General features: G+C 42.9%; 16 protein-coding genes and 1 other RNA gene. 7 read left to right on the top strand and 10 right to left on the bottom strand.

What is annotated here, in order from left to right:
* Positions 1 to 449 precede the first annotated feature (449 nt).
* Positions 450 to 920, top strand: coding sequence for an IS200/IS605 family transposase (tnpA, locus tag D0T87_RS25035; RefSeq protein WP_163172942.1), 471 nt, complete (start codon positions 450 to 452; stop codon positions 918 to 920).
* A 315-nt stretch (positions 921 to 1,235) separates the two neighbouring features.
* Here tnpA and D0T87_RS03780 read toward each other — a convergent pair whose 3' ends face one another.
* From D0T87_RS03780 to glmS, 9 genes are all read right to left on the bottom strand, one after another.
* Positions 1,236 to 1,769 carry a Fe-S-containing hydro-lyase gene (locus D0T87_RS03780; RefSeq protein ID WP_163172941.1) on the bottom strand — a complete coding sequence of 178 codons (534 nt, stop codon included), beginning with the start codon at positions 1,767 to 1,769 and terminating at the stop codon, positions 1,236 to 1,238.
* Between the two features lie 118 nt (positions 1,770 to 1,887).
* Complete coding sequence (locus D0T87_RS03775; RefSeq protein ID WP_203558602.1) at positions 1,888 to 2,736, bottom strand: fumarate hydratase; 849 nt, start codon at positions 2,734 to 2,736, stop codon at positions 1,888 to 1,890.
* Entirely contained in the window at positions 2,733 to 3,677 is a 945-nt protein-coding gene (locus tag D0T87_RS03770; RefSeq protein ID WP_163172940.1) for an alanine-tRNA synthetase second additional domain-containing protein, read from the bottom strand. Before D0T87_RS03770 ends, D0T87_RS03775 begins: the two co-directional genes overlap by 4 nt.
* A gap of 2 nt (positions 3,678 to 3,679) precedes the next feature.
* Positions 3,680 to 3,997: a DUF4387 domain-containing protein gene (locus D0T87_RS03765; RefSeq protein ID WP_163172939.1), complete on the bottom strand. Its 318-nt coding sequence runs from the start codon at positions 3,995 to 3,997 to the stop codon at positions 3,680 to 3,682.
* Positions 3,998 to 4,005: 8 nt separating this feature from the next.
* Entirely contained in the window at positions 4,006 to 5,376 is a 1,371-nt protein-coding gene (locus D0T87_RS03760; protein WP_163172938.1) for an acyclic terpene utilization AtuA family protein, read from the bottom strand.
* 102 nt (positions 5,377 to 5,478) lie between these two features.
* The gene (locus D0T87_RS03755) at positions 5,479 to 6,723 is read right to left on the bottom strand and encodes a methylaspartate ammonia-lyase (protein WP_163172937.1); all 1,245 of its coding nucleotides are present in this window, start codon (positions 6,721 to 6,723) and stop codon (positions 5,479 to 5,481) included.
* Positions 6,724 to 6,749: 26 nt separating this feature from the next.
* Positions 6,750 to 8,207 (bottom strand): methylaspartate mutase subunit E, encoded by a 1,458-nt coding sequence (locus D0T87_RS03750; RefSeq protein WP_163172936.1) that lies wholly within the window; start codon positions 8,205 to 8,207, stop codon positions 6,750 to 6,752.
* 42 nt (positions 8,208 to 8,249) lie between these two features.
* Complete coding sequence (gene glmL / locus D0T87_RS03745) at positions 8,250 to 9,623, bottom strand: methylaspartate mutase accessory protein GlmL (protein WP_163172935.1); 1,374 nt, start codon at positions 9,621 to 9,623, stop codon at positions 8,250 to 8,252.
* Between the two features lie 18 nt (positions 9,624 to 9,641).
* Entirely contained in the window at positions 9,642 to 10,055 is a 414-nt protein-coding gene (gene glmS, locus D0T87_RS03740; RefSeq protein ID WP_163172934.1) for a methylaspartate mutase subunit S, read from the bottom strand.
* A gap of 631 nt (positions 10,056 to 10,686) precedes the next feature.
* Between glmS and D0T87_RS03735 the strand changes: the two genes are divergently transcribed.
* Together D0T87_RS03735 and ssrA are read left to right on the top strand one after the other, a co-directional pair.
* The gene (locus D0T87_RS03735; RefSeq protein WP_163172933.1) at positions 10,687 to 11,121 is read left to right on the top strand and encodes a hypothetical protein; all 435 of its coding nucleotides are present in this window, start codon (positions 10,687 to 10,689) and stop codon (positions 11,119 to 11,121) included.
* 263 nt (positions 11,122 to 11,384) lie between these two features.
* Positions 11,385 to 11,781, top strand: a transfer-messenger RNA (tmRNA) gene (ssrA, locus tag D0T87_RS03730).
* Between the two features lie 603 nt (positions 11,782 to 12,384).
* Here ssrA and D0T87_RS03725 read toward each other — a convergent pair.
* Positions 12,385 to 13,686, bottom strand: a complete 1,302-nt coding sequence (locus tag D0T87_RS03725; protein WP_163172932.1) for an acyloxyacyl hydrolase — start codon at positions 13,684 to 13,686, stop codon at positions 12,385 to 12,387.
* Positions 13,687 to 13,895: 209 nt separating this feature from the next.
* On the opposite strand from D0T87_RS03725, the gene D0T87_RS03720 reads away from it, so the two are divergent.
* The 4 genes from D0T87_RS03720 (at position 13,896) to bglX (ending at position 24,097) form a co-directional block, all read left to right on the top strand.
* Positions 13,896 to 16,796, top strand: a complete 2,901-nt coding sequence (locus tag D0T87_RS03720) for a transcriptional regulator (RefSeq protein ID WP_370526817.1) — start codon at positions 13,896 to 13,898, stop codon at positions 16,794 to 16,796.
* Between the two features lie 266 nt (positions 16,797 to 17,062).
* On the top strand, positions 17,063 to 20,212 hold the full coding sequence (locus D0T87_RS03715) for a TonB-dependent receptor (protein ID WP_163172931.1): 3,150 nt from the start codon (positions 17,063 to 17,065) through the stop codon (positions 20,210 to 20,212).
* 18 nt (positions 20,213 to 20,230) lie between these two features.
* Entirely contained in the window at positions 20,231 to 21,790 is a 1,560-nt protein-coding gene (locus D0T87_RS03710; protein ID WP_163172930.1) for a RagB/SusD family nutrient uptake outer membrane protein, read from the top strand.
* Positions 21,791 to 21,847: 57 nt separating this feature from the next.
* Entirely contained in the window at positions 21,848 to 24,097 is a 2,250-nt protein-coding gene (gene bglX / locus D0T87_RS03705) for a beta-glucosidase BglX (RefSeq protein ID WP_163172929.1), read from the top strand.
* Positions 24,098 to 24,211: the final 114 nt, after the last annotated feature.

The following is a 24,211-nucleotide window of genomic DNA, read 5'->3' as shown; positions in this document are numbered from 1 at the left end:
AATATAAATTAGTAGTTAATATACGGTGAATTGTAATCCATGGCTCAACCGGAACGGTTGTTAATCTTGGTAGCCCGTTGCTTTAGCATCGGGGTTATAAAGTTCCGTAGGTAAGCATGCCGAAGGTATGCTATCTTGATAACAGTCGATGTATTGCCAAATATTGCGTACCTTCGGCACGCACTTTGCTAGGATACGTTATCCTACCCGATGCTAAAGCAACGGGCTACCAAGATTAACAACCGTTCCGGTTGAGCCATGCGGTATACTTATTATGATGCAGAGGTTAGAGCACTGGATTTTAATACTGTTCCGGCTGAACCCCACGGCATAAATTATAACCTATTACTAACTCAAAGGACACTTGTACTTCTGAAACACATCCATCTACCGAATTGGTCAAACCGTATAAAATACCTACATTTGTCGAAAACAATCATCTATGACCTATGGCCGGAACATATTCACAATTACACGTACAATTAGTCTTTGCAGTCAAAGCACAACAGTCTTCATTAATCAAGAAAGAGTGGAAAGATGAAGTCGAGAAATATCTATGTGGAATAATTTCCAATCACAATTGCAAAGTCTTAGCTATTTATTGCAATCCCGACCATACACATATATTAATAGGGATACGTCCGACAACGCAAATCAGTGAGTTGGTTAGGGAAGTAAAAGGTTCATCATCTAGATTTATTCATGAAAGATTTGATAAAAGTCAATCTTTTCAATGGCAAAGCGGATATGGCGCATTTAGTTATTCTCCTTCGCATATAGATCAGGTATGCAGGTATATTATGAGTCAGGAGGAACATCATAACAGAAGATCGTTTAGAGAGGAGTATATGGATATACTCAATAAGATGGGGATAACATTCGAAGAACGGTTCGTTTTTGATTGGATGTTAGTGGAATAGATTGCATACCTTCGGCACGCACTTTGCTAGGATACGCTATCCTACCCGATGCTAAAGCAACGGGCTATCAAGATTAACAACCGTTCCGGTTGAGCCATGCGGCATACTTATTATGATGTAGAGGTTAGAGCATTGGATTTTAATGCTGTTCCAGCTGAGCCATGCGGCATAGATTGCTAGATTCAATCGCTTATTTAGGTTAAATCCTTGCTCATTTAAACTAGACTCTTGCTTATTTAGGTTAGATCAAGTACTCCCCTGAACTATATCTAACCACTAGCTTGAACTTGCTTTAGGATTACCATTCATACTTATTTACCGCTCGTACATATTATTCCCTCTACAATCAATGGCCACGATAACCGGCAGTTCTTTTACAACCAGTCGCCTGACGGCTTCTGTGCCCAGGTCTTCGTAGGCAATGATCTCGGCACTCTCCACACATTTCCCCATCAGGGCGGCTGCCCCGCCAATGGCTGCGAGGTATATACCTGTGTGTTTCGTGATCGCCTCTATCACCTCGGCACTACGGAATCCTTTACCTATCATCACTTTCAATCCCTGTTCGATAAGGTGGGGAGCATACAAATCCATTCGTCCGCTGGTGGTAGGGCCTACGGAACCAATCGGTTTTCCCGGTTTTGGGGGACAGGGACCAGCATAATAAATGGCGGCCCCTTCAAACTCGAAAGGCATGGCCCGGCCCGCATCCAACGATTCGCACATGCGTTTGTGGGCAGCATCTCTTGCTGTATACACCACTCCTGAAAGATAAATCATATCGCCGGCTTTCAGACTTTTAATTACATCGTCGGTGAAAGGAAGATGTATGATTGTTTTTGTTTCCATACGTTTATATTATTGTAGAACACAGAGGCACAGAGTTTTAAAAAAGAAGGTGGCATTTGGTAGCAGGAGTTTAACCATAGAACTCTGTGCCTCCATGTCTCTGTGTTCAGTTCTTTGTTTAGATATAACCTTCGGCATGCCGAGTGGCGTGGCACCCGATATTAACAGAAACAGGTAATCCGGCAATATGCGTGGCATAAGTCAGGATATTCACACTCAATGCCGTTGTTGTGCCACCGAATCCGGCGGGACCGATGTTTAAGTTATTAACGGATTGTAGAAGTTCTGCTTCCAGATCGGCAAGCACTGGGTCCGGATTCTTTTCTCCTACCGGGCGGAGCAATGCTTTCTTACTCAGATAAGCACTCTTTTCCATAGTACCGCCTATTCCTACACCCACAATAATGGGTGGACAAGGATTTGCCCCCGCCTCGCGCACGGTTTGGATCACAAAATCTTTTACCCCTTGCAGTCCCTGACTGGGTTTCAGCATTTTCAATCCACTCATGTTTTCACTGCCGAAACCTTTAGGAGCAACGATGATGTGAAGTTGATCGCCCGGTACAATATCATAATGAATAATGCCCGGCGTATTATCTTTCGTATTCACCCGGTCCAATGGGTCGCGCACAACAGATTTACGCAAGTAGCCCTTTTCATATCCCCGACGTATGCCTTCATTTATTGCATCTTCCAGCGAGCCACCTGTAATGTGTACATCCTGGCCTATGGTCAGGAAGACCACGGTCATGCCCGTATCCTGGCAGATAGGTGCCGTCTCGTCACGGGCTATCCGGGCATTTTCCATCAGCGTATTCAGTATGTTTTTGCCTAAAGGAGACTTTTCTGTAGCGTGACAGGCTTTCAGGCAATTATATATGTCATCAGTCAGATGGCAATTGGCTTCAATGCAGAGTTTCTCTACCAGCTTGGTTATGCTGTCAGTGCTAACTTGTCGGATGGTCATATCTTTTTTCTTTGAAGGAAATGAACGGTATTCAGATTGTCAATAGCTATGTTCTCGTTATTGCTCAATACGCCTACCAGACAGTAGGTGTTTGTTTTCGGGTCGGGGATAAAGCGCTTGATGAGTGTAAACTCTTCTACTTCCGAAGTATTGAGCACATGAAGACGTGGAAAGTTACATGCCACTTTCCGTTCGCCGATAAGGATGTGGTCTTCGTCGCAATAACAAATGTCAAGCCCCTTGGCTATTTCTTCCTTTATGCGTGTGTTAAGTAATTCGAAATCCAGGTCGACTTCCTTAGTAAACTTCAGTATGAAACCGTTCCTCATATCGGAGGGGTAAACAATCTTCCGGTCTACACCGAACTCGGAGGTAAGTATCATAATGGTGATATCCTCAATGGAGTGCGCTACTTTGCGGTAGTGCAGGGAACTGGACACAATGTTGTAAATGCTCTGCGGCTGAGGTCCGAAGATGCTGGGGCGGGTTACGATAATCTCTTCGCCTATCCCCACCAGAATATCGGCATTGATGCCCAGGGCGGGATAAAGCAGGTTGAAATGTTCTACGATGACGCGGCGCTTGTGATCGAGCGCATTCTTTACAAAGTCGACAATCTCGAACATCTGGGTAAAGGCAGTCTGGAACCTCATGTCAATATGATAGGTGGTAGACTGCTGCACGTCTTCGAACAAATCGCGCACCTGCATGATCTTGCGCGGATTGAGCATATCATCGTCGTTGGATAGCTCCAGCCCGGGAAACATCCCCCGGATGAGGGATGACTTACCCGAACCGGCGTCTCCTACAATACCTATCAGCCTGTCGGTATAGGTAAGGTGGCGTTGGGCGATCTGCTCTCCCAGAAACAACAACCGTTCCCGTCCGTGCGGGGCGAAGTACTGCGAGAAAACTGAATATTCTTGTATCCGGTTGTACATTTTTATAGCTTGATTTTATACCCCAGTAAAGGAGAATGTTGTTGAGCACCATATACATCTGTTTCGCCCAAAGCCCCCGAAGGGATAGGACGTACGATCGTTATTTTTACAGCCTTCGCCGGGTCAAAATAAACGAGCTTGATGATGTCCGACTCCGGAATATTGTACAATGCCGCAAAGTCCGGTTCATTGATAGCATTAGCCGCCTTTACTTTGTTGTAAGTCTCGAAGTCTTTGAAGATCACATCGAATGTCAATTCGTACGGGCCGGAGTTTTTGCTTCTGATTACCGAAGCTATGTCTCTTAATGTGTATTCCATAACTTTTTTTATTTACCGTTTTTAAAATACATGTATTCCACCGGGAAATATTCCGAGGGGTTGTCCACCCGCATCAGATGGTACACGTTGAACTCATACACTTCGCCCACCTTGCAGTCGGATGGGGAGAATGGGAAAGCCAGGTTCCCGGCTGTTGATATACGTCCCTCGTATCCAAAGTGCAACATCGTGCTACGGGCAAAACCGCAGATGGTATCTGCACGCTCTTGTGTGTTGGCAACGGCTTCGATGACGATGCACAGTTCGTGTGCCGTACGGTTGTCGGCACCGGGGAAAAGCCCCATTACGCCATTCCTGCCATATATCTTGAAGTCGAGGAAGAAATCGGTGATGCCGTAGGCCTTGAAATTATCTTTCACGCGGGCCTTAACGCTGTCAACGATATCGTCTATCTTCTCTATCATCACGGGGTCTTTCACTCCGGCTACGGAGATGGTGCGGTAACCCACTTTCTTCACGCCTTCCAACTTTACGAAATATTGTTCGGTAGGAACGAATTTGCTTCCTGTCACTTTCACCGTGTTATCCGTCAACTGTGTAAAGGTAGCACCGTAAAGGTCGATCGCCCCGCCGGGACCGGGAAGCATATACGGATTGGTTTTCTCGTAAAGCGTATGGGCGGCTACGGAAAGGGTGGTACACTTACGCAAAGGCGATAACGGTTCGAGAACAAAATCCTTTTTGTGGAGGTAGCCGAACATACAATCGCTACCGCTTCCGGGAGTTGCAGCGATGGATGCACATTCGAGTATCTTCCCCAGATGTATGGCTAGTCCCTTGTCGAAACCTTCTTTGATGGCCAATGCAGCAAAGACCGAAGGGTCGTAGGAACGTCCCGCCAGGATCACGTTTGCACCTTGCTCCAGTGCATCAATAAATGGTTCTTCTCCCATCTGGGCAACGATGCGTACGCAATCGTCTACCTCTTCGGCAGTGATTTGCTTGGCTGGGAAAAGGGGCTCGATATCACCATCGGCAAGCTTCTGCTTAATTAGTTCCTTGTCCAGCTCGGACTGGATAACGGCAAGCTTGAAGGTGAGTTTCTTCTCTTCTGCTATCTGTTTGATGATTTCGAGGTTGAAGGCTACGTGAGGCCGTCCGCCGCTACCGCCACCTGTACCGATGATAACAGGTATACCTGCTTCGATGGCAGCGGGGATCATGATTTCGAGATCTCTTTTTACGGAGTTGAAGTCGGTGAAAGACTTCCCGGCTCCCAAGTAGTAAGGTCCGGGATCGGTTGAACCGGCGTCGACAGCTATGACATGCGGTTTACGCTTCATTCCTTCTATAAAGGAATCCATGGGGAATCCGTAGCCAAGGATGGCGGTTGGGGATAGTATTCTTATTTCTTCCATATTTTTGAATTAAAGTGATTATAATATTGTAGGGGCGGTTCGCGAACCGCCCGAAAATGGTTCCCTGTGCTTTCTGTGCATTGGGCGGTTCGCGAACCGCCCCTACAGTACTGCTTTTAAAGCAAGAATGCGTTGCATTTCATTGAATATGAGCATATATCCTTCGTCTACTCCCATACCCGGTTTAGCCAGATACTGAACAGGAGAGGTAGCCATAGCGATATGGGCACATACCTCCGCAGAGCGATTGGTTTCATTACAAGTACCTCCCAGGTAAGCTCCGATTCCGTTTTCCTTGCAGAACAGAACCGCTTCGATGGAGTTATTAATACCACCAAGGTCGGGTGTTTTAATTTGAATCATATGTCCGGCCCTGCGCAAGGTGAAATCCTGTATGTCTTCGAGGGTATTGCACCACTCATCTGCTACGATCTCAGCCTTGGAGCCTTTCTTTTCAAGGAACTCACGGATAATGCGCAGGCCTTCTATCTGGGCTTCTTTCTCGCCCATATCCACCGGACCTTCTACGCGAAGAGCAAAAGGAGCGGCAAGCTTTTCCAGTCCGGCAATATAATCGGCAATTTTCTCAAAATCGTTATTGAAAACAATTCCCAGTGTGCCGTATACATCAATATGGATAACGGGCTGATAGCTTTCATACGGTTTGAACTGAAGGATACGGTTACGCAGCCATTCAATATATGCTTCTATCTTTTCTCCTTTCAGCCCGGTTTTTTCTTCCACATGGTTGAATAGGGCATGGGGTAGTACCTGAGCGCCTTTCATAATCATCTTGTCGGCGTTTGTGTAACGGTCATCGCCCGATTGGGTGAAGATCGGAATCATGCTGTCGGATACATTCGTACCATATTCCTCGGCTATGACCTGGGCCATCAGTTTCGATTTACTTTTGGCAACCGCATCCAGGCAGGCTTGCGTTACACCGTAACGGATAGCGGTATGGTATATTTTACCGGTTGAGGGACTCTTTGTTGTATCTACCAATGCAGCAAGTTCCTTGAAACTGCTGATTTCCCTACCTATATATATAGGAGCGATTTCTTTTTCTATCAGCGGAATAAAGTCTTTAGCCAGAAATAACGGGTCGCGCCCTGCCGCACCTGAGTATTGCACAGCAGCACAATCTCCATGAGCCACGGCTCCATTCTCCAGAATAAAAAGTACGGAGATAGATTCACCCGCCTGACGCACCGCGGTGAAACCTTCTGTTACGGGTTTGCCAATATAAAATGCACCATCGTGCCGGGCACCTGCTTTAATCGCTTTCTGATCATCAAAGAAAAATCCTGTTTTTCCCTGAGCGCATACCACATTAACTATTTTCATTATCATTCTTAATTTTAAATTCTTAATTACTTCCCGCTGGGTCTACCTACAAGGAAACCCTTCCCGATGGCATATACATCGTCCACTACCATCTGGAAACTAACAGGGCGTTTCTCGAATGCCGCACGCTCTTCCAGTTTGGAGCGGTGGAATGCTTTCAGCTCGGGAGTGAGGGGAATATTACCTGAATCAAGTAAACGAACGGCGCCCGAATTATCACGTGCAGGCATCAGTTTACCAGCATTATACTTGCTGGGAGCGAAAGGAATATCAATTACCCCGGCTTCGAAGGCGGCGATGGTGCCTTGTACATAATCTCCTTTGCCCAGTTCTTCTACCTTATTGAGGATGCATTCTACCTCTTCTTTAATGATCTGACTTTCGGATACTACGGCCGGTATCTCAACAAAGGATTGGTCTTTGAGCATGGAAGTAAGTTGCTTGGTTGCTTTTAGACCTGCGGCATTAGCTTCTTTGGTAGGGACGCCCATCGCTTCGTGTGGTGTTTTTACGATAACCTTTGTGGCTTTGGCAAGGACAGCCGCAGCTGCTCCCCAGGAAATGACGGCAAAGGATTTGGCCTCGTCCTGAGGGAATCCGCCCATCCATTGATGGAATACGGTAGTTACCCGTACGTCGGTGAAGCCGAATTTATCCAGGTATTTCCGGGTCAGGTGATTCAGGGCACGTATGGCGGCAACATCCTGAATAAGATTTCCACATTGTCCGTAACCCACGGTAATGTCTTTTACCCCTTGTGTGGCGGCAAGCAGTGCTTCGATAATAGCCACCGAATTGGAAATACACGGTGGAACCAATGTGCCTGTAAGTGGGCCGAACGGTTCGCGGTTGATCGATACGCCCGCTTCCTCGTAAAGTCCAACCAAACGGTCGGCATATTGCCAATGGGCAATGGTGCTTTTTAATGAGTGGCTTTTGGAGTAGGGGATATTATAGGATATACCTCCACCTTCATAAGAGGTAAACCCGCCTGCAATGGTGATTTCGGTAAGCAATCGCGCATCAGGAGTTCCGTGGCGTACTTGTACAGGTGTTTGTAGGGCGGATGTTACGGCACGGCAAATGTCTACTCCGTAATTTACCGCCGGAAAACCGTTGAGCATGGAACGCCCGCTTTCTTTGCTCTTTTCAATGCCTATTTCAGCTTCTTTATATCTGTTCAGGCGGGTGTAACTGTCGATTGTGCTTGGCAGCAGATCGGCTTCGCCTTCCGTTTCGAGATATTGCAGAAGTTTGATGTGTTCCGTATAAAGGGCTACACCGGCACGGGGCTGTATCAGGGTGATTCCCTCGGCCTTGGCTTTTGCCAGTTTATCGCCGAAGCGTTTTGAAGCAGCAATACCGTGTTGGTATTCTACAGCTTTTTCAAAATCAACGGCTTTACCCGTAGGCCATTGTTGAAGAACCTGTTCGCGTTCCTGAAAGAACTCGTCACGGGTAAGTTTTTTGTTTTTAAGTTCCATTGTTCTTTTATAATCTATGTTTATTATATGCTCGTTTTTATGTTATATGATCTCTTTCTTCATGAGATGTAATGCCAGTTCGGGGTCAATGCTACTGATCAATCCCATAGAAGCGAAGATATACCTCCTGTCGAACAGGAATTCCGGTTGTCGCGGCTTCAGTATATATGGCTTCTGCGGATTGTATATAGCCCCTTTCAGAATATCGGGTGGATGATAGCTATGGATAATCGCTCCTCCTATACCTATTATATATACTACTTCCGAAAGATCCTTTCCGGTTTGGGAAAATATCTCGCCTAAAGGTGTGTAGGAACTTTCCAGATAACCACAATGTCTTTCAATGGCAATTTCTACCGCTTTTTGTGCAAAAGCAGCATCTATACGCTGTTCATCCGGACAGGTGGCAATGGTGTCGGGGTTGGCTATACATTTCTCTACCCAGGCTGTGATTTCGGACTTCCCGACTCCAAGTTCGTGTGCCATTGCATCTGTGTCAGAAGCCTCGAGGAGTGGAAGCAAGCTGTACCTCATCCCTAAATCTCCTTCGACTGTTCGCTTACTGAAAGGTTCGGGGAGTCCCTTGACCAATACGCTACTCATAGATGGCTTTCCATCCGACATGGAGTAGATATCAGTGGTAGCTCCGCCAAGATCAACCGCCATAAAATCGCCGATTCCGCGTGTCTTCGATGTGCCTTTACTTAATAGCTCGCACCCTGCCATTACCGCCAGTGGAGTGGGAATGACGTCGGTAGAGGCCATTGCCTGAACTCCGGAGAGTCCTTTGGCATCTATAATTTTCTGGATGAATACTTCGCGAATACGTGTTCGGGCGGGTTCAATATCCAACTTGTTGAAGGTAGGCATTACATTATCTGTAATGATGTAATCTTTGCCCTGCGTTTCAAATATGTCTTTGATTTGGTGTGAAGCACTTTTATTTCCGGCTACGATGACAGTGAAGTTCCGATCAATCTCGCATAGGCGATGGGAGTTAGCGATAATCACTTCCTTATTTCCACCATCGGTTCCACCGCAAAGAAGAATAATATCGGGATTAATATTGTAGATTTCTTCCTGTTCTTTGTGGGATATTTCGAACGAATAGGTTTTGATGACTTTAGCCCCTGCACTCGATGCGGCTAAACGGGCGGCTTTGGCAGTAAGTTCGGGTACAAGTCCGAGGGCAACCATTTTTAATCCGCCTCCTGCACTACTGCAACATAAGAGGCGATCGTAGTTGAATGCTCCTATTTTACTTTCGAGTGTACGCAGTGCGGAGTTAAAACCATAAATAATATCTGAATCGATGGTTGTAAATGCACTTGCCGTACCGAGTATTACGGCGTCTGTGGCATTGATGGCTGTGAGTTTGGTATATGTACTACCAAAATCTACCGTAAGGATATTCATGGCTCAGGGTGGGATGTCTTACGATAAACCCAATATTTCTTTCAAGTCGGCTATGGTTGTTTCTATTGTGGTTCCGGGCGGGTATGCTTTGGTAAATCCCATATCTTTGAACCGTTTTTCTACCTCTACAAAATCTTGCTTTCCCACTACCAAGTTGCCGCCGGCAAGTAAGGGGATATTTTTCAATCCGGCTTCATCGCATTTCTCGCGAAGACCCTGGCAATCAATTTCGCCATGTCCGTAGAGTGAGGAAACCAGAATAACATCTGCATTGGTTTCTAATGCTGCTGCGATGTATTCTTCCTGAGATACCATGACGCCAAGGTTTACGATGTTAAACCCTTCTTTTTCTAATGCGTATGCTATAATCTTGTTCCCAACAGCATGCACATCTGCACCGATTACTCCGGTTACAATTGTTTTCTTTTCCATGTGTTTTCCTAAATGTTATTTAGTTGGTTATTTATCGAATTCTATTAATATTCGATCTATAAACAATCAAAGGTCTATCTTTTTGTTTGTATAAATTAGATATTAAAGCATTGTTACAAAATAGCTCTGTTTAAAAAGAAAATGCTTCAAGAAGGAATCTTCTTAAAACATTTTTCTCGACTGTGTTGTAACGACACAAATGTAGTTTATAATTTGAATATAAAAAGGTTTTTGAATGAAATAATTCTTAAATAAGAAAACATTTTGAAAGTTTGATTTGTGGATTTTGTGTTTTGTTTGCGTTTTGATTGCGTTTTATTGGTTTGGTTTCTCTTTATTTTGTATCAATGTGCTATTTTGATTTGTGTTTCGTGCTGAACTGTGTTCATAAAGAAAGAAAGGGAATCTCCGTCATTGGATATTTTCTTTTCCTTTAAGTAAAGTTATCTGATGTTTCCTCTTTACTTCGTTCATGTACTCCTTATTCATAGTGGTAATGAGTATAAAAAAGCTACAGAATATAGTATGGCCTACACATCGGAGCAATCCTGTTTTTTAAAATATATATTCCTTTTTTTGGGAGTCCATAAATAAGTGCTATATTTGCAGAATAATTATAATACTAAACATTATGGATGAACATCACGAACGTGAGAAAATAGGTCTTGTACTTTCTTCTTTGAGACAAGAGAAAGGCATTTCTATAAATGTTGTAACTAAGCTTTCCGGGCTAAAGTTTGAACAGGTTAAAATAATAGAAGAAGGGCATAGCGGTTATACGATTGGCTCTTTGATTAGGTATCTTGATGCGATTAAGGTTAAGGTCAAATTCTCTCATGTAATAAGTAAAGTGCTGCATTTTATTGAACTGAATAAAGATCGTAATGATCCTGTAGGTGATGTGTGCACAGACTTGCTTCGGGATAATGATTTTTATGACTGCGAAACAGATACTCAGAGACTATCTTATATAAGAGGATTGATAGACTTGCACTCAGATGCTGTAGACGAAGCGATTAGACGCTTTTTAAAAGAGTATGCCATATTTAAGGGAAAACTAAAGTAATATAGACCTCGCTTCGATGAAGCTTTTTCTTCTCAGGTATATCCCCCCAGCTTAATAGCTATAATTAGACCTAGTATGGTTTGGGAATACCTGAAAGAGAAGAAAAATAATCTAGTCGTTGGTTGTGTGAGGCAAACTATGTATCTTTGCACAAAAGAATACAAGGAGTAATTAGGAGAAAAGATATATTTTGTCTCTCAATTGTTCTTCGATAATTTAAAGTCGTTTGTATTCTTTTGATTTTCAACTTGTTATAGAATCTTGGGGTTGACTGGATTTGACAGCGGGTAGAAATGGTAAGTAAGCATGCAGTGCGTCAGTGATTTGCACTTAAATCTCAGTTACTAAAATTTTATCTGGCAATAACAATTATGCTCTTGCTGCTTAATCGAATCATAGTAGATTAGCTTTATCCCGGCACTAGGTGCTGAGACGAGACATCACTCGGAAACTCTTGCTCCGAAATATTCCGGTTCAGTGGTGCAGTTAAGTCGGAGATAGTCTGCGGTGGCCTCGCGCCAAGGATGAAACCTTAGAGGATAAGGTATGGATTGATGGCTTTGGTTCTGCCCATACACGAAAATGAAGGCAAAGATAAGCATGTAGAAAGCTTATGGTTTCCTCGTTTGGACGAGGGTTCGATTCCCTCCAGCTCCACGATAAGAAAATGAAAATTGATGAAGAATCCTGTAATTGACTGAATTACAGGATTCTTCTTTTTTTAAGAAAGAAATAAAAAGAAAATAAAGGATCAATTAAAAAAGTAGGGGCCAAGTAGAAAACTAGGTTGAATACTTAAATAATCTCTTTGTTTTAGTCTTAAAAAAGGTCGGTGCCATCCCAGTGAGATGCCCTAGGCAAACCACTGGGATGCCTAGGGCATCCCAACCACATAGTAACGATACAATAATTAGCAACCTACCTTTCAGATTGACCCAAAAGTAGTAGGTTGAACAGTTAAATTACAATTAGCAACTAACTTTCTTCTTGATTCACTTCAGTTTCATTCATACTGAGAAAGTTTCTCGTTCCTCATAAGGTTATTTCTCATTACCCGTGAGCCTATTTCTCATTCCCGTTGAAGGTATTTCTCATTGACGATATTTCTGTTTCTCAAAAAAATGACACTTCTGATACTTCAGTGATACTTTTATAGAAAATTCCATTGATCCCATCAGACTGTACCCCAGGTAGTTAATACCCCGAGTGTTACTTTTGATACTTTTTTAGCCAAAAAAATGTTCTGAACGGTGGTTGATCCAATTACTGTTTAATTAGCTTAAACGGTTTATGATCAATCATATATCCAATCCCAAAAAACATATATTGTGCTTTACTGAACTTTTGCGAGCGGATGGTGAAGGAACCATATAAATTATCCCAAAACGGAACTTTTACGTTGAATGCCTGATAAAGGCGGCTGTCGACCTTCTTTCCTTTAATCACCTCATAACCCACTATCCCCGATACGGAATACTTAGGCATAACGATATCTCCCCGTACCGAAAGCCCCAACGCCAACCGATCGCCGAACTTACCATCTTTAAACTCCGCGATATCAACCCCCTTTGGCGTTTCGCCCACCTTTCGGGCACTGAAACCAGCACTCTCATCGTACGTAAGGTCAATCCCTGTTCCATATCTGTACTTATAAGTAGGCATGTGCAGTAGGGCATAGCTGGCACTTGCAACAAAGAAATTCTTATTAATATATGGCGATGACAGCCCGGTTTCTTCCATATCAAACTTCCTCTGGCGGACGGTTGTATTAAATGTAATGTCCGATATCAACCGGCTTTGATCATACAACGGGGCGCGCAACGTAGGATTGAATTCATTGACAATGCGTTCACGGTCGAAATAATACGTCAACCCCACGAAAGCTGTCGCCGTATTTATTCCCGTATTCGGCATTTTGGTTGCCCCGTTAGATACATGATTAAGCGTTGCCCCCAGACTTATATCCCATTCCTTGTTCAAAACATAATTGAAATACAGATTGGCCGCAAAATAAATATTAGCCCGTTTACCAATACATTCATTCCGTGGATTAGTAACCGGATCATACTCCTTCCAGTTGAACGATGCCCCAAAATTCCACTCATACTTCAACGAAGACCTGGCCGAGAAAGACCGTAGCGTTGCCCCCTGAAATAAATATGCCGTAATCGGGTGTCCCGTATACTTACTGCTGAAATCATGGAATCCCATTCCAATTCCATAATAAGGCATGCCATAAACAATATCCTTCCATCTATTTCCCAGTGATGTTACCCCTACACGTATATCCGTGTATTGTACATAACCTGTCGGGACTTTACTGTCTTCCGTCAATGATTTTCCACCAAAATATTTGGCACTGACAAACACCGGACGTTTAAACAGATAAGACCTGGGGTGATCCATCAATAAATTATGATGTAGTATGGAATCCCGTTTCGTGGTATCAGCTGCGTAAACCCGCTTATTGTTATACCCTGCATTCTTATCATTAATCGTATGAGCCGATGCAGTTGCAAAAGTCAGAAACAATAATATTATACTAGTTAAAGTCTTGATTTTCATTCACAGTAGGTTTATTCTATGGTTAAAATATATGCAAATTAAATAAATATCCGGCAGTATTGAAACTTTATTTGATAAAAGAGTTTTCCGTTTTGACCACATCCCCTTATATGATGATAAGTGGACGGCTTGAAATAAAAAAGTCAAAGTTTCCATGTTATTTCATATTTACCACTTATCTTTATATCACGAAACCATTTCTAATACGAATGAATATACCGTTTTCTTCTGCCCTTCGATCCATTCTATTATTATGTATGGGAATGATTGCTCCTGTGCTCTGCTATTCTGCCGACTGGAATAACTTTATCATCAACTATAACAAGAATCTCTATGGTAAAGGTTCACAAACCTGGCAAATAAATACTTATGATGAAAGCTGGATCTATTTTGCCAATCAAAGTGGTATGTTGCAATACGATGGCAATAGCTGGAGCGTTTTCCCCCTGAATAATGACTCCGATGTGCGTTCCGTCCTGCCATCCAATACCCAGAAGCGTATTTATGTAGGCGGCATCAGCGAATTTGGATACTTCGAACCCGGCGAGAACGGGCATCTGATCTACGTTTGCCTTTCCGACTCCCTTTCCGAAGAAGAACGGGCTATCGGAAATATATGGGGAATCCATGAAGCCGACAACATCCTTTATATACAAGGAGATAACCGCGTCATTAAATACCTGAACGGCAAGTTCACCTCTATAGATGCCGGATGCAAGATCGACTGCTCCGATATGGTAAAAGGCGTCCTGTATGTAGGCACCGACAACGGAGTCATGGTGCTGATCGGCAATACATTCTTTCCCCTGCGTGGCGCAGATTCCTTGCAAACCAAGAGAATACGTGGTGTTATTCCCCATACCAGCGGTGTTATCGTGGTTACCGCCTACGATGGTCTGTTTCACTGCGATGGCGATCTGTGTATTCCCTACAAAACAGGAGTTGAAGACTTCCTTACCGAAAATGAAATATTCTGTGTAGCCGCTTCGGATGATTTAATCGCATTAGGCACCGTACATAAAGGTATCGTTGTATTTAACCGCTTAACAAGAGAAGTTAAATATTTCAATGAAAATAACGGAATGCAGAATAATACAGTCCTTTCACTGGCTTTCGATTCATCCGCCAACCTTTGGGCCGGGCTGGACAACGGCATTGACTATGTATGTTTGAGTTCTCCTTTGACCAACCTGTACACCTATCCATACTCTTACGGTACCGGTTACGATGCCGCATTGGCAGGCGACCATTTGTTTCTGGCCACCAATCGCGGGTTGTATTATACAAAATACCCCATTGCTTTGAGCGCCAATCGCCCCGATATCCTGCCCGTTCCCCATAGTAGCGGACAGGTATGGAGTCTCCGGAAAATAGGCGACCAAATCTTTTGTATGCACGATAGAGGCTTATTCCTTATAGAAGGGCTGTCTCTGAAAAGAGTAGGACAGATCAGCGGCACCTGGACCTGCCAGTTGGTAACAGGAACAGAAGATAAAATGTATGTAGGCGTTTATGACGGCCTCTACTTATTGCAAAAAAAGGCCGGTCAGTGGACCGTTGTACACCGGGTAGCGGGAACATCGGACTCCTTTCGCTATTTCGAACAGGAATCTGCACACGTGCTCTGGATGTCCGATCAAAACCGATGTATGCGCATCGAACTAGACCCCACCTTGTCTCGGGTAGTGAAGCAAACCCTGTATGATGCAAAAGACGGTTTTCCATCCGATAAAAGAATACGCATAAACAAAATAGGAAGTAAAGTTTACTTTTCTACAGTAGAAGGCATTTATGAATACAATCATTATGCAAGCCGGATGGAACGTTCGGAAGATATAAGCAGCCGTTTGAATGGTGCAGGACCGTACTATTCCATCAAAGAATACAATGACCATATCCTTGGACTGAATCAGCGCGAGATCTGCATATCCAATCTTGTAACCTATAAACGCGGTGCATCAACCCATATCCTTCCATTAGATATGTCCGCAGTAGAGCTGGTTCGTGGAGCCGAGACTTTAGTCCCACTATCCGATTCGCTGGTGATTATTCCCAATGACAATGGTTTTGCACTAGCCCGGGTGTTGGCGCAAAGGCAGCGCAAAGATTACAGTAAAGCGGTCCATATTCGTAACGTATTCATCTCTTATCCTAAAGATTCATTGATCTATACCGATAATTTCCGGGGTGAGAAGCTACAATCCAAAGTTCCTTACGCTCAAAATGCTGTTCGCTTTGAATATGGTATCACCTCTTTCACACACGGTGAAGAAGTTAGTTACCAATACCGGATGGATAATGGCGAGTGGTCCGATTTTACCAAATCAATGGTTAAGGAATATAGTAATCTATCCGAGGGAGAACACACTTTTCAGGTAAAAGCCGTTTTTGCCGATGCCATGTCAGCTACCGATTCTTTTACTTTTCGGGTGCTTCCTCCGTGGTATCGTACCAATATTGCCTATATCTGCTATATCTTGTTGTTTGCAGCCTTGATGTGGTATGTGTATAAATGGGATGATGTGCGTGTGAAACGTAAAAAACAACAAGCCGTTGTCGAAAAGGATAAAGAACTTCAGGAAAGGGAAAGGGAGTTTGAAAAAGAAAATGCACGTAAAGAACGGCAGATCATTCAGCTAGAGAAAGATAAGTTAGAGCACGACCTACAGTATAAAAGTCAGGAAATGGCTAATCTTATGATCAACTTTGTACGTAAGAATGAGATTCTGACCGAAATTAAAGCTGATTTATTTAAAGTTATGTCGGCAGCAAAAGCCGGAGGTGGGAAAGACATAAGGCAATTGCTGTTGTTGGTAAGCAATAAAATTGATTCAAATATAAAATCAGACGATGTGTTGAAGCGCATCGAAGAGCAATTCGACTTGGTGCATAATAACTTAATGAAGCGATTACAAGAGAGGCACCCCGATTTGTCGCTCAACGAACGTATGATGTGTGCATATATCAAGATGAATCTTTCTTCTAAAGAAATTGCTCCGTTATTGAACATCTCTGTTCGTGGAGTTGAAACTGTCCGCTATCGTATTCGTAAAAAACTGTTGCTTGAACGTGAAGATAGCCTGACCGATTATCTGAATTCAAACTTTTAAACTTATTTTGAAACAGGAGAGGCTGAGGTGAAAATTTCAGTCTTTTTTATGTATTTATGTTCTTTAGCATATTTGACGAATTTACTAAGCGTATTATTAATTATTTGATAACTAGTTGTTTACTCTTATTTGACGTATTCCTGGCGTATTGTATTTTTCTGATTGGCGTATTCGCGAATAGGTGAAATTTCTCTAAAATGTCTTTCGAAGTCCTATGTTTGTACTGTTCAAAATGAGCAAGTAGTTAATCTTAATTATTAAAACTTATGAAGAAGTTATTCTCTATTTTATTTCTGTTAGGGGTTACACTTACTGTATTTTCTCAGAACATACAGATACAAGGTGTAATCGTAGGTGGGCAGGACAATGAACCTCTGCCTGGAGTAAATGTATTGGAGAAAGGTACAACTAATGGTACGATAACCGACCTTGACGGTAATTTCACATTATCTGTTCCTTCCGATGCAGTTCTAACCGTATCTTATATAGGATACAAATCTCAGGAAATCTCAGTAAAAGGAAACAAATCACTCCGCATTCTATTACAAGAAGATTCCGAAACACTTGACGAAATCGTTGTTATCGGTTATGGGGTGCAGAAAAAGAGTGTGGTAACGGCTGCTATCGCCAGAGTATCTGCCGATGATCTTGCAGGTGTCGCTCCTGTGCGTGTAGATAATGCATTGAAAGGTTTGACTTCGGGTGTACAGGTAACCACTACTTCCGGTCAGCCGGGTGCTAGTGCGAAAATTCGCGTTCGTGGTACAGGTACTATTAATAACTCCGACCCACTTTATATCATTGATGGTATGCCTATTGATGGTGGTATTGATTATCTGAACCCTAATGATATTGCATCTATTGAAGTGTTGAAAGACGCTGCATCGGGTGCGGTTTATGGAGCTCGTGCTGCTAACGGAGTTGTATTGGTAACCACCAAAAGCGGAAGAGAAGGTAAAATGAAAGTCACTTACGATTTCTCTTATGGTTTTCAACGTCCTTGGAAAGAACGCGACATGTTAAACGGAACTGAGTATGTGACTTTAATGAATGAAGCCAGTAACTATGATAAGAAAGGTGATATGTATGCAAATCCGGAACAATATGGTAGGGGCACAAACTGGCAAAAAGAAACATTTAATTATGATGCTCCGGTTGTGAACCATCAGGTAAGTATGAGTGGTGCTACTGATAAAGTAAACTATTACCTCTCTTTAGGATATTATAATCAAGAAGGTATTGTAGGTGGTGATTACGGACGTTCGAATTACAAACGTATGACTATGCGTTCGAATACTACATATACCGTATTTGATGAAGCTAAGAGTCGTAACTGGTTAAGTAAGTTGGTTGTTGGTGTAAATGTAGCTTATTCCCGTATTAATAATACAACACTTGAAACGAATAGTTTGACTGGTTCGGCGCTTGGTAATGCTATATTTCTTTCTCCGTTAATGGATGTATATGCAACTGACGAACAGACCTTAATAAATGATCACAAGATTGATGTTAATAAGTATGGGGAGTTGATAAGGGATTCTAAGAATGGTAAATTGTTGAATATCCCTGATAAAGAATTTAATGAAATCTCTAATCCGTTGGCTTATCTTTCCTTACCTGGAGAAAAATATAACTCGGACAAGTTTGTTGGAAATTTCTTTGCGGAACTCACCCTATGGGATAATTTGAAATTCAAATCTTCTTATGGTACCGATCTCGCATTTTGGGGTACTGATGGTTGGAGCAAACCTTACTTTATTGGAGCTAATGCTCACAATGATAAATCTAAAGTGTGGTCAGAAATGAACCGTGGTCTTACATGGCAAATAGAAAATGTTCTGACATACGACAAGACATTTGGAGAGCATTCGTTTGCATTCGTTTTAGGTCAGTCGGCTAAGGAATTTACAGGCCGTAGAGTGAAAGGTGATAGACAAGATATGATTGCATTGGATGGTGATAAGGCAAATTTAGACTTTACTACGGGTCTTGCTTCCGATGGAAAACGAGACACCGAAGGTGGTTTGAAAGACCCTTCTACATTGGCTTCCTACTTTGGGCGTTTAAGTTATAACTACGCCGAACGTTATATGTTGCAGGTTACTGTACGTCGTGATGGTTCTTCAAATTTTGGACCGAACAACAAATGGGCTACATTCCCTTCTGCCTCTTTGGGATGGAATATTACAAATGAAAAGTTTATGGAAAAGCGCCCATCCTGGTTGACAAATACAAAGCTTCGTTTATCCTGGGGTAAGAATGGTAATGAAAATATTGGTCCTTTCAAATATACGGCTAATGTGGCTATGAATAATAATTATGTATTCGGTGGCAGTGGTAACCAAACCATTATTAATGGAAGTAAACCTAGTGGTACTCCTAACGCTGATCTGAAGTGGGAAGAATCGGAACAGTATAATGCAGGTCTTGATTTTGGTTTCTTTAACAACTCTCTTACTTTTAGTATTGACTATTTCAAGAAGAAAACTAATGGCATGTTGAAAGAAATGAGTGTACCTTCTTATCTGGGTGAATCTAAACCTTGGGGTAACGTAGGTGAGATGGAGAACTCGGGTATTGAAATGGATTTGGGATATAAATTTCGCAGTGGCGACTGGAATTTTAGAATAGGAGCTAACGCTAGCTACTTGAAAAATAAATTGATCAAACTAGGTAACTCTGATGGTTATGAAATGTATGACCATGTACATCAGCTGGGTAACGTCAGCCGTGCGGAAAATGGTGAAGTATATCCATACTTCTATGGGTTCAAAACAGGTGGTATTTTCCAGAATCAGGATCAAATCGACAATTATGTAAACAGTAAAGGTGAAAAAATACAACCTGACGCACAGCCGGGTGATGTGATCTTCCTGGATTTGGATGGAAGTGGTGATATTGGTGGTGGTGATAAAACCAAAATAGGTAAAGGAACTCCCGATTGGACGTATGGCTTTAATTTTCAAGCTTCTTGGAAAGACTTTGACTTCAGTATGTTGATTGCGGGTTCTATTGGCAACGATATCTTTGATGCGACTCGTCGTTTGGACTTGTATTATGTTAACCTTCCTAAAGAAATGATGAATCGTTGGCACGGTGAAGGAACTTCAAACAAAACACCACGCTTCAGTTGGACTGATGAAAATGATAATACCCAAGTATCAGACCTTTATGTAAAGGATGGCTCTTATATGCGTCTGAAGAATATTCAATTAGGATATACACTACCAAAAGTGTTGACCAGCAAAGTGTTTGTATCTAGTTTGCGTGTATATGTAGCTGCTGAGAACCTATTGACTATTACAGGTTATAAAGGCTTCGATCCTGAAATCTCTTACGATAAATCGGCAGGTATTGATAGAGGTATCTATCCACAGGCTCGTACATTTACCCTTGGTTTCAACCTTAACTTTTAATTTATAAAGACTGACAATATGAAAAAGATAATAATAACTTGTTGTGCTGCTCTAAGTATGATTGGAGCTACTTCATGTGGAGATAGTTTTTTATCAGTTGATCCACCTAGTAGTGTACCTATTGATGGATATTATGTTACTGAGGCCCGTTTAATGGAAGCGGTGACAGCAGCCTACGATCCCTTGCATTGGTATGATTATTTTGCAGGATGGGCACCTTTGAACCTAGTGTTTGACTCAATGAGTGACGACCTGTATGTCGGTGGAGGTAATACAGGCGACCAAGGCCAGATTCACTTGATATCACAATTCCGATCGGACCCAATCAATACGATTGGAGGTGCGTGGACTGGTAGTTATTCGGGTATCAATCGTTCCAATCTGGTGATTGCAGATGTTGAAGAGGTTGAAGGACTGTCCGAGGCTGATAAGAACAAGTATATCGCCGAAGCTCGTGTGTTGCGTGCATGGTATTATTCAGTTCTATGGAAGCTATGGGGAAATCTTCCTTTCTATGACAAGAATCTAACGTTCCCTTACATTACAGAACAAAAAACAGCTAAAGAAGTCTATGACTTTATGGAAGCGGATTTGGCTGAAGTACTTGATAGTAAAGTTCTTCCAATGAAACGTGAAGCTGAATGGGCAGGCCGTGCCACACAAGCTATGGCGGCTATGGTTTATGTAGAGTATGTAATGTATCAAAAAGATGAATCAAAATATGCCAAAGCTTTAGGTTATATGAAAGATATCATCGCTTCTGGGCAATATTCACTACAGCCATTTGAGAACCTTTGGGAAACTGAATATGAATGGAGTGCTGAAACAATATTCGATATTAACTTCATAGCTAAAGGTGGTAAGAGAGACTGGGGGGCTGCACAAGCTGCCGGTGGTACCGTACTTCCTGCAATGATTGGTATCGATGGTTTAAAGGGTAGTCCCGACTATGTTAGTGGCTGGGGATTTGGAACTATAGCAAAAGAAGCTTATGATGCTTATGATACCAATGATAAACGTCGTGATATTGGTATTCTTAACATAGAGAAATATATCACAGATAACGCAGCTAAGGGTATAACTGTTGAATATGGAGGACGTTATCAGAATACTGGTTTCTTCTTGAGAAAGTATTTAGGCCGTATCGGCGGAAATGACGGTGCCGTGGCTAGTGGTGACCTGAACTGGGATAATAATCTTCGTATCTACCGTTATGCTGAAACACTGCTGAATGCAGCAGAACTGGCTTTACGTATAGGTGATGCTTCTGCACAAGGTTATATGGATCAGGTACGTACCCGTGCCGGATTGAGTTCTGTTCCTGTTACATTAGATAATCTTTTATTAGAACGTCGTCTTGAATTTGTAGGCGAAGGTAAACGCTATTTCGATTTAGTTCGTTTTGGTAAGGCTGCTGAAGTATTGAAAGCAAAAGGTGGTAAAGTTCTGGAAAACGGGCAATATACAAAGGATGGTATTCCTGAACGTGTTCAATGGACAGAAAACAAGAAATATCTTCCGATTCCTCAAAGTGAGATTGAAGCAGCCCAAGGTACACTGACTCAAAATCCATATTGATAAAATAGCGAGGAACTGCAACTTGTGTGCAGCGCCTCGCTGCTAAAAGATAATATCATGAAACTACTAAGAGTATGGCCTGCTTGCCTTCTTCTGCTGACTGTTGTTTCCTGTTCGAAAGGACCGGAACCAAAAGATAAAGCATTGGAAGCCAAGGTAGAGAAATTGCTCTCTCAGATGACGTTGGAAGAGAAGATCGGGCAAATGAACCAAATCAGCTCTTTCGGTAACATTGAGGATATGAGCGTAATCATCAAGAAGGGTGAGATAGGTTCCATCCTGAATGAAGTAGACCCTTTACGGGTTAATGCATTACAACGCGTAGCTGTGGAGGAATCCCGTCTGGGCATCCCGTTGCTCATTGCCCGCGATGTAATCCACGGATTTAAAACGATTTTTCCTATTCCACTAGGACAAGCCGCATCTTTTAATCCTGAGGTAGCAGAAGAGGGGGCCCGTGTAGCTGCTATTGAAGCATCTTCCGTAGGTGTCCGCTGGACGTTTGCTCCGATGATTGATATTGCCCGCGATCCACGTTGGGGGCGTATTGCTGAAGGATGCGGTGAGGATACTTACCTGACCTCTGTTATGGGGGCAGCTATGGTCAGAGGATTTCAGGGAGATTCTCTGAGCGATCCGACTTCTATTGCAGCGTGCCCGAAACACTTTGTTGGTTATGGGGCTGCCGAGGGTGGACGTGATTATAATTCCACTTTTATTCCCGAACGCTTGATGCGTAACGTATATCTTCCCCCGTTTGAAGCGGCTGCCCGTGCAGGCGCTGCAACTTACATGACTTCTTTTAATGATAATGATGGTATTCCTTCTACCGGAAATGCCTTCATCCTCAAAGAAGTACTCCGTAAAGAGTGGGGATTCGACGGTATAGTTGTGACTGACTGGGCTTCTGCTACGGAAATGATCTCGCACGGGTTTGCTGCCGATCCTAAAGAAGCGGCATTAAGATCCGTCAATGCAGGTGTTGATATGGAAATGGTGAGCTATAGTTTTGTTCGTAATTTGCCAGAGCTTATAAAAGAAGGTAAAGTGAAACAATCGACGATAGATGATGCCGTACGCAATATCCTGCGTATCAAATTCCGTCTGGGACTTTTCGATAATCCGTATCTGGATGAAAAGAAACCATCGGTATTGTATGCCGAATCGCATCTTGCTGCGGCAAAGAAAGCTGCTGTGGAATCGGCTATATTATTGAAGAATGATAACCACACGTTGCCGTTGACTTCAAAAGTAAAAACGGTTGCTATTGTCGGTCCGTTGGCAGATGCTCCTTATGAACAAATGGGAACCTGGGTGTTTGATGGTGAGAAAGCACATACGCAGACTCCGTTGCATGCCATCCGGGAGATGTATGGCGACCGCGTACAGGTAATCTATGAACCGGGTCTGGCTTATAGTCGCGATAAGAATACGACAAATATAATAAAAGCTGCGGCAGCTGCTGCTCGTGCGGATGTGGTATTGGCATTTGTCGGCGAAGAGTCTATTCTTTCGGGTGAAGCGCACTGTTTGGCAGATCTTAATCTGGTTGGTGCACAATCGGAACTGATTGCTGCTGTTGCAAAAACCGGTAAACCAGTGGTAACAGTTGTTATGGCAGGACGTCCATTGACAATTGGCAAAGAAGTCGATTTGTCTGCCGCTGTACTTTATAACTTCCATCCCGGAACGATGGGTGGACCTGCTATTGCCGATTTACTATTCGGTGCGGCAGTACCCAGTGGTAAAACTCCGGTTACTTTCCCTAAAATGGTTGGACAGATACCGATGTACTATGCTCACAACAATACCGGACGTCCTGCGGCACGTACCGAAACTTTGATAGATGACATTCCGGTTGAAGCCGGACAGACTTCGCTGGGAAACACTTCCTTCTATCTGGATGCCGGTTTCGATCCACTTTTCCCATTTGGCTATGGATTATCTTATACAACGTTTGAATATAGTAACATTCAGTTGTCGTCTGCTACATTAAATAAGAATGATGTGTTGGCTGTGACATTTGATTTGCAGAATACAGGAACATATCCTGCAACTGAAATTGTGCAGTTGTATATTCAGGACAAAGTTGGTTCGGTTACCCGTCCGGTAAAAGAACTTAAGCGTTTTACCCGTGTGGCACTGGAACCGGGTGAGAAGAAGGCAGTGACTCTTGAGTTGCCTGTCAGTGAATTGGCCTTCTACAATATAGATATGATCAAGACTGTTGAACCGGGCGATTTCGGATTATGGGTTGCCGGCGATAGTCAAACAGGTGAAGAATTAGTCTTTAAGGTAATAGATTGAGCGACAATATGTCGCAGTACAGTTCTTAATTAGTTTGTTGAAAAAGGGTCGGACCATTGACAGTATATGGTCCGACCCTTTATTGTATATCATCCGACCTTTTATATAAAAGGT

Source organism: Bacteroides sp. 51 (genome assembly GCF_010500965.1).
Lineage (GTDB): Bacteria > Bacteroidota > Bacteroidia > Bacteroidales > Bacteroidaceae > Bacteroides.
The sequence above is the reverse complement of the archived record's forward strand: the minus strand, read 5'-3'. Positions and strand labels throughout refer to the sequence as shown.

Excerpts from the sequence above, each read along its gene's own strand:
- D0T87_RS03710 (WP_163172930.1), top strand. The coding sequence starts at position 20,231 with ATGAAAAAGATAATAATAACTTGTTGTGCTGCTCTAAGTATGATTGGA.
- tnpA (WP_163172942.1), top strand. The coding sequence starts at position 450 with ATGGCCGGAACATATTCACAATTACACGTACAATTAGTCTTTGCAGTC.
- glmS (WP_163172934.1), bottom strand. The coding sequence starts at position 10,055 with ATGGAAAAGAAAACAATTGTAACCGGAGTAATCGGTGCAGATGTGCAT.
- D0T87_RS03715 (WP_163172931.1), top strand. The coding sequence starts at position 17,063 with ATGAAGAAGTTATTCTCTATTTTATTTCTGTTAGGGGTTACACTTACT.
- D0T87_RS03720 (WP_370526817.1), top strand. The coding sequence starts at position 13,896 with ATGAATATACCGTTTTCTTCTGCCCTTCGATCCATTCTATTATTATGT.
- D0T87_RS03780 (WP_163172941.1), bottom strand. The coding sequence starts at position 1,769 with ATGGAAACAAAAACAATCATACATCTTCCTTTCACCGACGATGTAATT.
- D0T87_RS03750 (WP_163172936.1), bottom strand. The coding sequence starts at position 8,207 with ATGGAACTTAAAAACAAAAAACTTACCCGTGACGAGTTCTTTCAGGAA.
- D0T87_RS03760 (WP_163172938.1), bottom strand. The coding sequence starts at position 5,376 with ATGGAAGAAATAAGAATACTATCCCCAACCGCCATCCTTGGCTACGGA.
- D0T87_RS03770 (WP_163172940.1), bottom strand. The coding sequence starts at position 3,677 with ATGTACAACCGGATACAAGAATATTCAGTTTTCTCGCAGTACTTCGCC.
- glmL (WP_163172935.1), bottom strand. The coding sequence starts at position 9,623 with ATGAATATCCTTACGGTAGATTTTGGTAGTACATATACCAAACTCACA.
- D0T87_RS03765 (WP_163172939.1), bottom strand. The coding sequence starts at position 3,997 with ATGGAATACACATTAAGAGACATAGCTTCGGTAATCAGAAGCAAAAAC.
- bglX (WP_163172929.1), top strand. The coding sequence starts at position 21,848 with ATGAAACTACTAAGAGTATGGCCTGCTTGCCTTCTTCTGCTGACTGTT.
- D0T87_RS03735 (WP_163172933.1), top strand. The coding sequence starts at position 10,687 with ATGGATGAACATCACGAACGTGAGAAAATAGGTCTTGTACTTTCTTCT.
- D0T87_RS03775 (WP_203558602.1), bottom strand. The coding sequence starts at position 2,736 with ATGACCATCCGACAAGTTAGCACTGACAGCATAACCAAGCTGGTAGAG.
- D0T87_RS03755 (WP_163172937.1), bottom strand. The coding sequence starts at position 6,723 with ATGAAAATAGTTAATGTGGTATGCGCTCAGGGAAAAACAGGATTTTTC.
- D0T87_RS03725 (WP_163172932.1), bottom strand. The coding sequence starts at position 13,686 with ATGAAAATCAAGACTTTAACTAGTATAATATTATTGTTTCTGACTTTT.